Consider the following 12,662-nt stretch of genomic DNA (forward strand, 5'->3'; position numbering starts at 1 on the left):
TGGGCCTACGCCCGCAGCTACGACACTTCCGACCAGCGGGCTGCTGAACTGCCCCACTGGCTGCACACCTACAACTGGCATCGACCCCATGCCAGCCTCGGCTACAACCCGCCTATCTCCAGAATTCCGATAACTGTGAACAACGTGCTGGCTTTACACAGCTAGGCCCGTGACACGGTGGCGGACACGCAAGCCGACCGGCTTGTGCTGCGCGAGAGGATCCGCGTCTGGACCTTCGTTTCAGCAACCAGGGCAGTGCGACGCCTGCCCCCAAACCCACTGGCTGGTGGCATTGGTTCCCGCCGCCGGCGCGCGGATGCGCCGATGACTGCGCCAGGACACCCTCACGGTGAAGAACAGCCTGGCTGCCGCGCCGGCGTGCAGCGCAGGCATGAAGGCAATCCGACCGCGCCGCCGCTGACCGTACTGGTGGTGGGCGCCAACGGGCTGATCGGCAGCGCGCTCGCGGAACGGCTCGAGCGTGCAGGCCATGCGGTGATCCGCGCCATGCGGCATGTGACAGACGATGCCGGCCCCGGACGACGCGTCGCACTCGATCTCGCACGGCCGTGCCCGGATCAGTGGATGGACGTGCTGCGGACGGTCGATGTCGTGGTGAATGCCGCGGGCATCTTCCGGGAAACAGACGACGTCAGTTTCGAGCAGGTCCACGTGAGCGGGCCGCGCAGGCTGTCCGCGCTCGCGGCAGCGGCCGGCGTGACACGGATCGTGCAGATCTCGGCGCTGGGCGCCCACGCACAGGCTGCGACGGCCTACTGGCGCAGCAAGGCAGCAGGCGACGCCTGTGCGACGGCATTTCCCGGCCGCAGTATCGTGATCCGTCCGTCGCTGGTCTTCGCCGAGTGCGGCGCCAGCACGCGCTTGTTTCTGACGCTGGCGGCACAACCGATCATCGCCCTGCCGGGCGGCGGCGGGCAGGTCGTCCAGCCGATCCACCTCGACGATCTGCTCGACGGCGTGACCGCCCTGATCGAGCATCCCGACCCACGCAGATGATCGAGGCGGTCGGGCCTGCGCCGCTGGCGTTCGCCGACTACCTGCGGGCCCTGGCGACGCAAATGGGCCAACGGCTGCGCGTGCTGACCGCGCCGGCCTGGGCGGTGCGGATGGCGTTGCGGTGGCCCATTCCCGGGCTTGCCCAGATTCTGGACGCCGATGCGCTGCGCATGCTCGAAGCTGGCAATCATGGCGACGCGACGGCCTGGCAGGCCTTGCTCGCCCGGCCACTGCGCCCAATAACTCGCTTCCTCGCGGCAGGCGCGCGCGCCGACGTGCGCCGTGCGGCCCACCTGCGCGCGCTGGTTCCGGTCCTGCGGACGGCCAATTCGCTGATGTGGCTGGCCACCGCCTGGGTGTCGGCAGTCGTCTACCCGGTGCAGGCCAGTCTGGAGCTGCTGCAGCGCGCGCAAGTGCCCGAGGCGCTCGCCCTGCCCTCGCTCTATGGGGCCGCGGCGCTGGACGTGCTGCTCGGGCTGGCGGTCTGGCGGCCCCGCTGGCGACGCGCCGCCTACCGCGCGCAATTGGCGCTGATCGCGTTCTACACGCTGGTCATCAGTCTCTGGCTACCCGAGTACTGGGCGCATCCCTATGGACCGGTGCTGAAGAACCTGCCGGTGTTCGCGTTGATCTACGCCCTGTCGAAACTGGACGCACCTGATGGACATCGCCCTCGTTAAGTTCCTGCACATCCTGTCGTCGACGTTCCTGTTCGGCACCGGCGTCGGCACCGCGTTCTACCTGCTGTTCGCGAGCCGCCAGCGCGACCCGGTGGTGGTCGCCGCGGTCGCCCGGCTGGTGGTCGCCGCCGACTGGCTGTTCACGGCCACGACGATCGTCGTGCAGCCGCTGACCGGCGTCTATCTGGCGTACCGGCTGCACATTCCGCTGTCGACGGCGTGGCTGTACTGGTCGATCGTGCTGTTCGTGATCGCCGGCCTGTGCTGGCTGCCGGTGGTCGGCATCCAGATCCGGCTGCGCGACATCGCGCAGCGGGCCGCCGCCAGCGGCCAGCCGCTACCCCCTGCCTACGACCGGCACCTCGGGACCTGGGCGGCGATGGGCGTGCCGGCGCTGTTCTCGTTCCTGGTGATCTTCTACCTGATGACCGCCAAGCCAGCACTCTGAGCGACGCAGTCCGCGGCAGATCAGCCGTCGGCCTCGGGCGACGGGCCGGCGCCCAGATGCGCTATCAGGTCGCGCATCGGCGGCGCCAGCGCTCGCCAACCGCGCACGCACACGCAGAGCCGGCGACGCGTCCAGGGCTCGCGGAGCGCAATCGCACGATGGGGATGGGAGCGGCGGTAACGCTGCGAAGCGCCGACCGGCACGATGCCTACGCCGACCCCCTGCGCGACCAACATGCACAGGTCCTCGAAGGTCCGAACGCGGATCCGGAACGCGAACGCGCGACCGGCGGCAGCGGCGTGCACGTCGAGATGATCCTGTAACGCGCTGCCCGATGCCAGGCCGATAAACGGCAAGGCGAGCGCATCGCCGAACGTCGCCTCGCGCACCGGGGCAAGCGGATGCCCAACCGGCACGATCAGCACCAGGCGGTCTTCGGCCACCGGCGCCAGTTGCAGACCGCCGGGGTCGACACTGTCGGCGACCACACCAGCCTCGATGCGGCCCGCGGCGACCGCACGCACGATCTCCAGGCTGGTGCGTTCCTTCAACTCGATGCGGACCGCCGGACGCGCCGCCAACCACGGCGCAAGCACCCTGGGCAGGAAACCGGTCATCGCCGCGGTATTGGCGTACAGCCGCAAGGTCCCGCGCGCGCCGGCGGCGAACGCCTGCAGTTCGTCGCGCAACATGCCGTGTCGTCGCAGCATGCGCCGCGCATGATGCGCGAGCGCCTCGCCGGCCTCGGTCGCACGGACACCGCGGGCGTGTCGCTCGAGCAATGCGATGCCGGCATCGGACTCGATCCGTCGCAACCGTTCGCTGGCCGAAGCCAGTGCCAGGTGCGCACACGCCGCGCCCTGGCTGATGCTGCCGGCATCGACGATGTGCAGGAACAGGCGCAGGTCGGACAGGTCGATTCGCACGGGATCTCTCAGGACACGCCCTTCGGGTTGGCCGAAGGGTAGCGCGGCCAAAACCGCATTGTGCCCGCCGCCGGCCCGGCGCCCAATGGCGCCATGGACACGGCAATCACTATCCCCCTCGCAGCACTGGTCGGCATCTTCCTGCTCGCAGGCGCGGTGAAGGGCCTGACCGGCATGGGCCTGCCCACGATCGCGATGGGACTGCTCGGGCTGGGCATGCCGCCCGCGGCGGCGGCGGCCATGCTGGTGGCGCCCTCGATGGTGACCAATGTCTGGCAACTGGCCGCCGGCCCGGCGCTCGGCCCCCTGATGCGCCGGCTCTGGCCGATGCTGCTGGGCCTCGTGGTCGGCACGATCGCCGGTGCCGGCGCACTGGCCACGACCGATCCGTCCTGGTCGGGGTTCGCACTCGGGCTGGCGCTCATCGGCTATGCCGGCCATGCCCTGTTCGCCCCGCCGCTGACCGTGCCTGGGCGCCAGGAGCGCTGGTGGTCGCCGACCGTCGGCGTCGCGACCGGCGCGGTCACCGGTGCCACGGGCGTGTTCGTGATTCCGGCCGTGCCGTACCTGCAGGCGCTGGGGCTGCAGCGCGACACGCTGGTGCAGGCCCTGGGCCTGTCGTTCACGATCTCGACGCTGGCACTGGCGATCGGGCTGGGCGCCCACGGCGCGTTCCGGTTCGAACAGGCCGGTCTGTCGGCGCTGGCGGTGGTGCCCGCGCTGGCCGGAATGTGGCTCGGCGGGCGGCTGCGCCAGCGCATCCCACCGGCGCGCTTTCGCGTCTGGTTCCTCGTCTGCCTGCTGCTGCTCGGCCTGGAACTCGCCTCGCGCCCCTGGCGCTGACCGACTGCATTGCCACGTCCGCACGCACCCGCTGACCTGGAGCAGCATTCAGGTTAGGATCGGCGACAGCAACAGCGTGCCCGGCCCGGATGACTTCGTTCGGTGTCCTCGACCCACGGGGAGTGGTGATGGCGGTCGTCGTGCTTGCGATGAAGGAAACCGCACCTGGCGAACGCCGGGTGGCGCTGACGCCGGAAACGGCGCGGAAGCTCACCGCCGCCGGGGCCACCGTACTCGCGCAGCGCGGCCTGGGCGAAGGCGCGCATTTTGCCGATGCCGCCTATGTCGAGGCCGGCGCCCAGCTGGTTGGCGACGAGGCGCTGCCGCAGGCCGACCTGGTGCTGTGCGTGCAGGCGCCCCCCATCGACACGATCGCCCGGCTCAAGCCGGGCGCCGCCCTGATCGGCACCTTGCAACCCGAGGCCGAACCGGCGCGCGCCGAGGCGCTGCGCACGCGCGGCATTCTCGCCTTTCCGCTCGAACGGCTCCCGCGCACCACGCGCGCGCAGGCGATGGACGTACTCAGTTCGCAGGCCGGCATGGCCGGCTACAAGGCGGTCCTGATCGGCGCGCAGCTGGCGCCGCGGTTCTTCCCGATGCTGACCACGGCCGCCGGCACGATCCGGCCCTCGAAGGTGCTCGTGGTCGGCGCCGGTGTCGCCGGACTGCAGGCGATCGCAACCGCGCGCCGCCTGGGCGCTCAGGTCGAGGGCTTCGACGTGCGGCCGGAGACGCGCGAGCAGATCGAATCGCTGGGCGCCCGCTTTCTCGACCTGGGCGTGAGCGCCGCCGGCGAAGGCGGCTATGCCCGCGCCCTGACCGACGAGGAGCGCGCGGAGCAACAGCGCCGCCTGGCTGCGCACCTGGCCGGCATCGATGTCGTGGTGTGCACTGCCGCCGTGCCTGGCCGGCGGGCGCCGACGATCATCGACACCGACATGGTCGCCGGCATGCGGCCGGGCAGCGTGATCGTGGATCTGGCCGCCGAAACCGGCGGCAACTGCGCGGCGACCGTGCCCGGCCAGACCGTCGAGATCGCGGGCGTGACGGTCGCCGGCCCGCTGGATCTGGCGAGCCTGGGCGCGACCCATGCCAGCGAGATGTACGCACGCAATGTCCAGCATTTCGTGTCGCTGCTGGTGGCCGATGGCGCCCTCGCCTTCGACTGGAACGACGAACTGCTGGCCCGGACGGTATGGCCGCAGGTGCCGGCCATCGCCCCCACACCCGGAGGTCCCGCATGATCGATGGAGTCGTCGCGCTGTACATCGTGATGCTGGCCGCGATCGCCGGCCACGTGATCATCTCGCGCGTGCCGGTGATCCTGCACACGCCGCTGATGTCGGGGTCGAACTTCATCCACGGCATCGTATTGATCGGCGCGATGGTCGTGCTGGGTCATGCCGACACGACGCTCGAGAAGGCGATCGGGTTCCTTGCGGTGCTGATGGGCGCGGGCAACGCCGCCGGCGGCTACGTCGTCACCGAGCGGATGCTGGAGATGTTCAAGCCCGCCGCCAAGCGGAGCGACGCGCCGTGACCGACCTATCCACCTCGCCGCCGTCGCGGCGCCTGCCCCCGGCCCGCACGATGGCCCAATGGCGGCACGATCTTCGCTCCCATGACCGGGGCACCACGATGGCGACGACGCGATGAGTGGCCTCGACCTGCGCACGGGGCTGATCGCGGCGAGCTACTTCGTCGCCGCAACGCTGTTCCTGCTCGGCCTGCAACGCATGGCCTCGCCCAAGACCGCACGCTCGGGCATCCAATGGGCGGGCGTGGGCATGCTGCTCGCGACCGCGGCGACGTTCTTCGTGCCCGGCCTGCACAACCTCGGCCTGATGGCGACGGCGATCGCGCTGGGCACGGTGTTGGCCTGGGTGTCGGGCAAGAAGGTCGCGATCACCGATATGCCGCAGATGGTCGCGCTCTACAACGGTCTGGGCGGTGGCTCGGCGGCGGCGATCGGCGCGGTCGAACTGCTGCGCTGGTCGCAGCACGGCATCGTGCCCGCCTCGGTGCCGCTGGTGCTGGCGACGCTGGGCGCACTGATCGGCGCGATCGCATTGTCGGGTTCGGTCATCGCCTGGGCCAAGCTCGACGGGCGCATGGACAAGCGCTACGCCTTCCCCGGCCAGCAACTGTTCAACCTCGCAGTGTTCGTCGCCGCGCTCCTGGTCGGCGGCCTGGTGGTGCATGCGCTCCAGCTGCCGGCGATCGTCGCGTTCTTCGCCTTGGCGCTCGCGCTGGGCATGCTGATGACGCTACCGATCGGCGGCGCCGACATGCCGGTGGTGATCTCGCTGTACAACGCGCTGACCGGCCTGGCGGTGGCCTTCGAAGGCTACGTGCTGGGCAACGAGGCGCTGATGATCGCCGGCACGATGGTCGGCGCGGCCGGCATGCTGCTGACCCGTCTGATGGCCAAGGCGATGAACCGCTCGATCCGCAGCGTGCTGTTCTCCAGCTTCGGCGGCGGTGGGCAGGGGCAGGCGATCGAGGGCACGCAGAAACCGATCGAGGCCGGCGATGTGGCGGCGATGATGGCCTACGCCGAGCGGGTGGTGATCGTGCCCGGCTACGGCATGGCCGTGGCCCAGGCCCAGCACAAGATCCGCGAACTGAGCCAACGCCTGATCGAGCGCGGCGTCAAGGTCAAGTTCGCCATCCACCCGGTCGCCGGTCGCATGCCCGGGCACATGAACGTGCTGCTGGCCGAGGCCGGTGTGCCCTACGATCTGATCGTCGACATGGACGACATCAACCCCGAGTTCGCCAGCACCGACGTCACGCTGGTCATCGGCGCCAACGATGTCGTCAACCCGGTCGCCAAGACCGATCCGGCGAGCCCGATCTACGGCATGCCGATCCTGGACGTGATCGATTCGAAGAACGTCGTGGTCATCAAGCGCGGCAAGGGCACGGGCTTTGCCGGCATCGAGAACGCGCTGTTCTACGCCGACAACACCCGCATGCTCTACGGCGATGGCGCCGAGGCGGCCGGCGCCCTGGTCGCCGAGCTCAAGGCGCTCGACGGCGGCCATTAGGCCCCGCCGCCGACCCAGCGAACGCCGCGCGCTCCTGCATCGGCCGGCGCGAAGGTCCGGGCGCCGTGCGGACACACGCCAGGCCGGGCGCCGCAATCGCCGATGAACAGGGGTGGCGCATCGAACGATCCGCAGCGCCCGCGTCAACCGCCGACGCCGCGAGACGTTGTCCATGACACCCCCCGCCCGTGGCGCAACGACCCGACGATGGATGGCAGCCGCCCGTTCGACCCGCAGACGCCTGCCGTGCGCGGTAGGCTGGCGCCGGTGAGCGCTTCCCTGCCCGCGGCGACGGCCGCCCACCACGCCGCGCCGACGGCCACGCTCGAGGCGTTCCTGGCGAACGTCGAGCGCCGGGCCTTCCGTTTCGCCGAACTCGGCCTGCGCCATCGCGACGATGCGCTCGATGCGGTGCAGGACGCGATGACCCGGATGCTCGGCTATCGCGACCGCCCTGCGTCGGAATGGACGCCGCTGTTCTGGACGGTGCTGCGCAGCCGGATCGTCGACGCCCAGCGCCGGCGCACGTTCCGGCTGAGCTGGCTCACCGACGCCCGCACGCAAGAGGGCGAGGAGATCGACTGGGCCGATGCCGGCCCCGATCCGTCTCGCTCGCACGACGGTCGCGAGGCCTGGCAGCGTCTGGCCCAGGCGCTGCGCCAGCTGCCGCGACGCCAGCGCGAGGCGTTCACGCTGCGGGTGCTGGAGGAATTCGACGTCGGGACCACCGCCCGCATCATGGGGTGCGGCGAAGGCTCGGTAAAAACCCATCTGTTCCGCGCCCGCGAGGCGCTGCAGAGGCAACTGGAGGAGTTTCGATGATCCCGCCGAACGACCCGCGCACCGCCGCGGACGACGACGCCGCACTGCGTGCGCTCTACGGCCGTGCCCAGACGCAGATCTCGGCCGGCACCACCGCGCGTCTGCATCGCGCGCGTCATGTGGCCACGACTGCTGCGCCGGCACGGCGCAGTTGGGCCTGGCCGGCCGCGGCTGGCTTGGCCGCGGTGTTGGCGCTGGCGATCGGTGTGCAATCGCTCGCTCCACCGGCTCCGTCGAGTGCCGCGTCCGCGTCCACGCCGGTCCTGGCCGAGGCCGACGGCCCTGCCGCGCTCGACGACGGCATGGCCGACGCCTTGGCGACGTACGAGGAATCGCCGGACTTCTACCTGTGGCTCGCCGCCAACGAGTCCACCTTGCTTGCGATGGAGTGACCCATGCACCTGCCTTCCCGCTTCCTGCGCACGGTCCTGCTGCTGGGCAGCCTGTCGGTGACCAGCCTGGCAGCCGCCCAGCCCGGCCCGGCCCTGCCCGGCTGGGACCGGCTCACGCCCGAGCAGCGCGACCAGCTCGTCGCGCCGATCCGCGACCGCTGGAACGACGCCGATGCCGACAAACGTCGACGGATGCTCGGCCACGCCCAGCGCTGGCAGTCGATGACGCCGGCCGAACGCGAGCACGCCCGCCACGGCATGCACAGCTGGAAGCGGCTGCCGCCCGAGCAGCGTGAAGAAGCCCGCGCGTTGTACGCCAAGCTGCGCACGCTGCCCGACGCCGAGCGCACCGCGCTGCGCGAGCGCTGGCAGCAGATGACGCCCGAACAGCGCCGCCACTGGGCACAGGCCAATCCCGCCCCCGAACCGCACCATGAGGCCGCAGGGCCGCCGCACTGACACCGGCCCCGACACACGAAGTAGGCAAGCTCGCCGCGGCGATCAGCCCACAGCCATGCTGTCGCCGTCGTCGTTGGCCGCACTCAGGTGCTGCCAAAGATGCTTCATGGCCTCGTCGAACGGGGCATCGATCGAGCGCACGAGGGCACGCCCTGCCCCGACCAGCGCGGCCAGTTCTTCGGGCGAGACGACCATCCGGCGCACGCCGCGACGGTTGACGATCAGCAGCCGCGAGGTCAGCGGACTGATCCACGCCACCCGGGCCACCGATTGACGACCATGCTCGTCGATCAGCCGCAGGCCCTGGCCCGGCCGCAGTTGGCGCATGCGCGCGGCGATGGTCGGATCGAATGCCGGCGTCGCGGTGCCATCGACCAGGCGCAGCACAGGATCGGACGGCTCGTCGTCCAGCGCTTCGTCCTCCGGCAGCGGGATCTGCATGCGCCTGGGCGCATCGCAGCGCGCGAGCGCGGCCACGATGCGCGTGATCTCCTCGCGCGCGGCCGCCGCATCGAGGCCACCGCTGGCATAGCAATCGGCCAGCGGCCCCTGCAACGCGCGCAAGGAGCCGGCGACCGCGGCGCCATCGGCCGCTGCGGCGTCGAGGTCGATGCCGATCATCGCATCGCCGATCGCGACCGCGGCCCGGTGGCGCGGCGAATCAGGGCCGTCGCGCAGCCAGGTCTGAGTGAGATGGTGGCGCCAGTGCTGATCGAGAAACCGGGCGACCGCCTCGGTCAGCGGTTGCGCACTCATGCGCTCGGTCACGAGAGCGGCCACGCCGCGGCGTGCCTGTTGCAGGCGTTCGCGGCCATGGATCGCTTCGGCGGCGCGGCGCTCGGCGACCTCCGTGCGACGGCGCTGCTGGTCCAGCCGTTCGCGCAGTTCCTCGGCCGCGAGCGCGAACACCGCCTGGTCGGTTTCGTATTCCTCGACGACCCGGTCGACGAGCCGCCCGGCATGTTCGAGCAGGTCGCGGTCGACCGCGGTGTCGCCGGTATTGCCGTCGCAGGCCTCGGTGACCGCATCCAGCAGCCGGCGCGCGGGATGGCTGCGCTGGCTGAACAGTGATTCGTCGGTCAAGGCGACCTTGAGGCAGGGCATGACCAGCCGGCCGTAGAGATCGCGCGCCTGCTGCATCAAGTCATTGGCCTCGAACAGCGCCTGGAACAGCAGGCCGACCAGGTCGATCGCGTCTTCGTCGTCGCCGCTCAGCGGCGCTCGGTCGGGATCGATGCCGACGCCACGCAGGCCGCGCGCGAGTTCGAGCCGGATCACCTCGCTCAGCCGCCGCCGGTCGTCCCCGGCCAGCACCCGGGCATACGGCGAGGGGTCGTCGCCCTGCAGCAGCCGCGCGACGCTGAGCAGCTTCGCCGCCTCGACGGCCGGTGTTGCACGAGGCGGCGCATCGCGCGCGGGCGCATCCTGCGGGTGGGACGGCGGCGTACGCGCGAGCTGCGCCCGCCACCGATGCAACTGCGCCCGGACCAGCGCGAGCTCGGCGCCCTGCGGATCGGTATCGGTCGTGTCCGGAGCGCCGGCGGCCAGCAGCCGCGCCAGATCCGCCGACAACGGCCCCTGCGCGAGCCGGGCGGCGTCATGCGGGGCGTTGGTCACATCCGCCCGCGCCTCGGCCAGCCCGCCCTCGGGTTGCCACGCAGGCGCGCGACCGCCACCGGGCGCGGCCGGTGTCACCGAAACCGGCCCGAACGCGGTGTCGAGCAGCGCATCGGCGCGGGCGTAGAGCCCGGCAAGCACCGCCGGCAGCCTTGCAGCGAGTTGCTCGAACAGCCGGGCGCGCAGATCGCGCGGCAGCGCATCGGGATCGAGTAGACCGGCGAACGCCTGGACCGGCACGGCCGGACGCAGCGGGTGCGCGGCGCCGTCGGCGACGCCCAGGCGCGAGGCCAGCACTGCCATCCGGCCGTCGAGCATGCGCAGCGGGCCGAGCCACTGGTGCTCGAGCAGCTCGACCTGCTGCTGGACCGCCAGATGCAATTCCAGCTGGCCCTCGGACATCAGCGCCATCGCATCGTGGGCCGGCCGCGGCGGCGCGGCGCGGCGCCACCGCTCGAATGCCGACTCGATCGCGGCGCGGAAACTCGCTGCCAGCACCGGGGCACGCATGCGCAACGCGCGTGCGGCCAATCGTGCGTCCTGAGCGGCCATGTAATCGGCGGCGGCGCCGAGCGCGTCGCGCTCGACCTCGGCCTCGACCTCGTCCCACAGTGCCGGCAGCACGTCGCCCAGCGCCGTCACCGCCTCGCGTCGCAGCGCGTCGAACACCCTCTCGGGCTCGCCCGGCGCAGGTCGATGCGAATGCGGCACCGGACCGATGTCGTGGGGATGCGTCATCTTGGGGGAGAATCGGGGGATGGGGGCACAGTGCCCCCGCAGTTAGCTTTCCGAAACCAGAGGCACAAGTCCGTGACGATACTCCCAAATGCTGAACGCCTTCTCGACGCGCTCGATGCGCGGCGCTCGGTGCCGGCGCGCCAGCTCGACGCGCCCGGACCCGACGACGCGACCGTGCTGCGCATGCTGCGCTCGTCGGTCCGCGTCCCCGACCACGGCAAGCGGGTCCCGTTCCGCTTCCTGCGCATCGCCGGCGATGCGCGCCACGCGCTCGGCGAACAGTTGGTCGCCCGCGCCCGTGCGCGCGACCCGGAGATCGGCGCCGGCGCGCTCGACAAGGACCGGCACCGGTTCTCGCACGCGCCGCTGGTGATCGCGGTCGTCGCGATCCTGGACCCGCAGGACACCGCCATTCCCGAGGTCGAACGCTTGTTGACCGCCGGCAGCGTGTGCTTCGCGCTGCTGCAGGCCGCGCAGGCCTGCGGCTTCGGCGCGTCCTGGCTGACCGGCTGGCCGGCCTACGACCCCGACATCCTCGCCGCCCTCGGCCTGGGCGCGCACGAGCGCATCGCCGGATTCATCCACATCGGCAGCCCGCGGCTCGACCCACCCGAGCGCGAGCGACCGGACCCGTCCGCGCTGCTGCAGGACTGGGTCGCGCCGTGAGCCTGACGCCCCCCGCGGTGCAGTCGCCCGCTCCGTCGTCCACCGCGCCGTTGTATCTGGTCGACGCCAGCCTCTACGTGTTCCGCGCCTGGCACTCGATGCCCGACGAGTTCCACGACGCCGAGGGCTGGCCGACCAATGCCGTGCAGGGCTTCGCCCGATTCCTGGCCGAACTGATCGAGCGCGAACGTCCACGGCACATCGCGATCGCCTTCGACGAAGCGCTCGACAGCTGTTTCCGCAACCGCCTGTATCCGGCCTACAAGGCCAACCGCCCGCCCGCGCCCGACGCGTTGCGCCGGCAGTTTGCCCACTGCAAGGCGCTGTGCCGCGCGCTCGGCCTGGTCGTGCTCGCCGACACCGAGTACGAGGCGGACGACCTGATCGGCAGCGCGCTACAGGCCGGCCGCCGCCACGCGCACCACGGCATCATCGTCTCGGCCGACAAGGACCTGTCGCAGTTGCTCGAAGGCGCCGACGAACAGTGGGACTACGCCCGCGGCCAGCGCTGGACGGCGGCCGGCGTGCGTGCGCGCCACGGCGTGGAGGCGCATCAGATCGCCGATTACCTGGCACTGTGCGGCGACGCGATCGACAACATCCCCGGCGTACCGGGCATCGGCTGCAAGACCGCCGCCAGCCTGCTGCACCACTTCGGCACGCTCGATGCGTTGCTGGCGCGCAGCGACGAAATCGCGTTCCTGCGCTTCCGCGGCGCCGCCCAGGCGGGTGCGAAGCTGCGCCTGCACGCCGACGCCGCGCGGCTGTTCCGCCAGCTGACGACGATCGCCTGCGATGCGCCGCTGGGCGAGGGCGCGAACGGTTTCGCGCGGCGCGACGGCGATGCGCAGGCGCTGTCGGCGCTGTGCGCCGCGTTGCGCTTCGGCCCCCTGACCCGGCGGCGGCTGCATGCGGCCGCCGGTCTGGAGTGGGCGCCGCTCGCCGATGCCTGAGCGTCGATCATCGCCCTGCTACCGGCGCCATGGCGAGGCGACTACCATCGG

At 71.3% G+C, this 12,662-nt stretch carries 15 protein-coding genes; 13 read left to right on the forward strand and 2 right to left on the reverse strand.

Going from position 1 to position 12,662, the window contains the following annotated elements:
• The 4 genes from ABE505_RS08975 to ABE505_RS08990 form a co-directional block, all read left to right on the forward strand.
• The coding region (locus tag ABE505_RS08975; RefSeq protein ID WP_346445785.1) for an integrase core domain-containing protein at nucleotides 1-165 on the forward strand (165 nt) is incomplete at its 5' end.
• Nucleotides 166-177: 12 nt separating this feature from the next.
• Nucleotides 178-1,017, forward strand: a complete 840-nt coding sequence (locus ABE505_RS08980; protein WP_346445740.1) for an NAD-dependent epimerase/dehydratase family protein — start codon at nucleotides 178-180, stop codon at nucleotides 1,015-1,017.
• A complete protein-coding gene (locus ABE505_RS08985; protein WP_346445742.1) occupies nucleotides 1,014-1,697 on the forward strand; it encodes a DoxX-like family protein in 684 nt (227 codons plus the stop codon). The genes ABE505_RS08980 and ABE505_RS08985 overlap by 4 nt, the downstream gene beginning before the upstream one ends.
• A complete protein-coding gene (locus ABE505_RS08990; protein WP_346445743.1) occupies nucleotides 1,678-2,145 on the forward strand; it encodes a DUF2269 domain-containing protein in 468 nt (155 codons plus the stop codon). The genes ABE505_RS08985 and ABE505_RS08990 overlap by 20 nt, the downstream gene beginning before the upstream one ends.
• 20 nt (nucleotides 2,146-2,165) lie before the next feature.
• Here ABE505_RS08990 and ABE505_RS08995 read toward each other — a convergent pair whose 3' ends face one another.
• On the reverse strand, nucleotides 2,166-3,071 hold the full coding sequence (locus ABE505_RS08995) for a LysR family transcriptional regulator (RefSeq protein ID WP_346445744.1): 906 nt from the start codon (nucleotides 3,069-3,071) through the stop codon (nucleotides 2,166-2,168).
• Nucleotides 3,072-3,164: 93 nt separating this feature from the next.
• Between ABE505_RS08995 and ABE505_RS09000 the strand changes: the two genes are divergently transcribed.
• The 7 genes from ABE505_RS09000 to ABE505_RS09030 all read left to right on the forward strand — a co-directional run bounded on the left by ABE505_RS09000 (nucleotide 3,165) and on the right by ABE505_RS09030 (nucleotide 8,637).
• Complete coding sequence (locus ABE505_RS09000) at nucleotides 3,165-3,914, forward strand: sulfite exporter TauE/SafE family protein (protein WP_346445746.1); 750 nt, start codon at nucleotides 3,165-3,167, stop codon at nucleotides 3,912-3,914.
• Nucleotides 3,915-4,042: 128 nt separating this feature from the next.
• On the forward strand, nucleotides 4,043-5,158 hold the full coding sequence (locus ABE505_RS09005) for an NAD(P) transhydrogenase subunit alpha (RefSeq protein WP_346445766.1): 1,116 nt from the start codon (nucleotides 4,043-4,045) through the stop codon (nucleotides 5,156-5,158).
• Nucleotides 5,155-5,454 (forward strand): NAD(P) transhydrogenase subunit alpha, encoded by a 300-nt coding sequence (locus ABE505_RS09010; RefSeq protein ID WP_346445747.1) that lies wholly within the window; start codon nucleotides 5,155-5,157, stop codon nucleotides 5,452-5,454. The genes ABE505_RS09005 and ABE505_RS09010 overlap by 4 nt, the downstream gene beginning before the upstream one ends.
• A gap of 112 nt (nucleotides 5,455-5,566) precedes the next feature.
• On the forward strand, nucleotides 5,567-6,964 hold the full coding sequence (locus ABE505_RS09015; protein ID WP_346445749.1) for an NAD(P)(+) transhydrogenase (Re/Si-specific) subunit beta: 1,398 nt from the start codon (nucleotides 5,567-5,569) through the stop codon (nucleotides 6,962-6,964).
• 207 nt (nucleotides 6,965-7,171) lie between these two features.
• A complete protein-coding gene (locus ABE505_RS09020; protein WP_346445750.1) occupies nucleotides 7,172-7,786 on the forward strand; it encodes an RNA polymerase sigma factor in 615 nt (204 codons plus the stop codon).
• Nucleotides 7,783-8,178 carry a hypothetical protein gene (locus ABE505_RS09025; RefSeq protein ID WP_346445752.1) on the forward strand — a complete coding sequence of 132 codons (396 nt, stop codon included), beginning with the start codon at nucleotides 7,783-7,785 and terminating at the stop codon, nucleotides 8,176-8,178. The genes ABE505_RS09020 and ABE505_RS09025 overlap by 4 nt, the downstream gene beginning before the upstream one ends.
• A gap of 3 nt (nucleotides 8,179-8,181) precedes the next feature.
• On the forward strand, nucleotides 8,182-8,637 hold the full coding sequence (locus ABE505_RS09030; protein ID WP_346445753.1) for a DUF3106 domain-containing protein: 456 nt from the start codon (nucleotides 8,182-8,184) through the stop codon (nucleotides 8,635-8,637).
• 42 nt (nucleotides 8,638-8,679) lie between these two features.
• Here the strand turns inward: ABE505_RS09030 and ABE505_RS09035 are convergent, their stop codons facing one another.
• A complete protein-coding gene (locus ABE505_RS09035; RefSeq protein WP_346445755.1) occupies nucleotides 8,680-10,992 on the reverse strand; it encodes a DUF1631 family protein in 2,313 nt (770 codons plus the stop codon).
• A 72-nt stretch (nucleotides 10,993-11,064) separates the two neighbouring features.
• On the opposite strand from ABE505_RS09035, the gene ABE505_RS09040 reads away from it, so the two are divergent.
• Both ABE505_RS09040 and ABE505_RS09045 read left to right on the forward strand, forming a co-directional pair.
• A complete protein-coding gene (locus ABE505_RS09040) occupies nucleotides 11,065-11,658 on the forward strand; it encodes a nitroreductase (RefSeq protein ID WP_346445757.1) in 594 nt (197 codons plus the stop codon).
• Nucleotides 11,655-12,611 carry a 5'-3' exonuclease H3TH domain-containing protein gene (locus ABE505_RS09045; RefSeq protein WP_346445759.1) on the forward strand — a complete coding sequence of 319 codons (957 nt, stop codon included), beginning with the start codon at nucleotides 11,655-11,657 and terminating at the stop codon, nucleotides 12,609-12,611. The genes ABE505_RS09040 and ABE505_RS09045 overlap by 4 nt, the downstream gene beginning before the upstream one ends.
• Nucleotides 12,612-12,662 lie beyond the last annotated feature (51 nt).

The sequence above is a fragment of the Luteimonas sp. TWI382 genome (genome assembly GCF_039674545.1).
In the GTDB taxonomy this organism is placed as follows: domain Bacteria; phylum Pseudomonadota; class Gammaproteobacteria; order Xanthomonadales; family Xanthomonadaceae; genus Luteimonas.

Excerpts from the sequence above, each read along its gene's own strand:
- ABE505_RS08990 (WP_346445743.1), top strand. The coding sequence starts at position 1,678 with ATGGACATCGCCCTCGTTAAGTTCCTGCACATCCTGTCGTCGACGTTC.
- ABE505_RS09010 (WP_346445747.1), top strand. The coding sequence starts at position 5,155 with ATGATCGATGGAGTCGTCGCGCTGTACATCGTGATGCTGGCCGCGATC.
- ABE505_RS09000 (WP_346445746.1), top strand. The coding sequence starts at position 3,165 with ATGGACACGGCAATCACTATCCCCCTCGCAGCACTGGTCGGCATCTTC.
- ABE505_RS08985 (WP_346445742.1), top strand. The coding sequence starts at position 1,014 with ATGATCGAGGCGGTCGGGCCTGCGCCGCTGGCGTTCGCCGACTACCTG.
- ABE505_RS09035 (WP_346445755.1), bottom strand. The coding sequence starts at position 10,992 with ATGACGCATCCCCACGACATCGGTCCGGTGCCGCATTCGCATCGACCT.
- ABE505_RS09025 (WP_346445752.1), top strand. The coding sequence starts at position 7,783 with ATGATCCCGCCGAACGACCCGCGCACCGCCGCGGACGACGACGCCGCA.
- ABE505_RS09015 (WP_346445749.1), top strand. The coding sequence starts at position 5,567 with ATGAGTGGCCTCGACCTGCGCACGGGGCTGATCGCGGCGAGCTACTTC.
- ABE505_RS09005 (WP_346445766.1), top strand. The coding sequence starts at position 4,043 with ATGGCGGTCGTCGTGCTTGCGATGAAGGAAACCGCACCTGGCGAACGC.
- ABE505_RS09020 (WP_346445750.1), top strand. The coding sequence starts at position 7,172 with ATGGATGGCAGCCGCCCGTTCGACCCGCAGACGCCTGCCGTGCGCGGT.
- ABE505_RS09030 (WP_346445753.1), top strand. The coding sequence starts at position 8,182 with ATGCACCTGCCTTCCCGCTTCCTGCGCACGGTCCTGCTGCTGGGCAGC.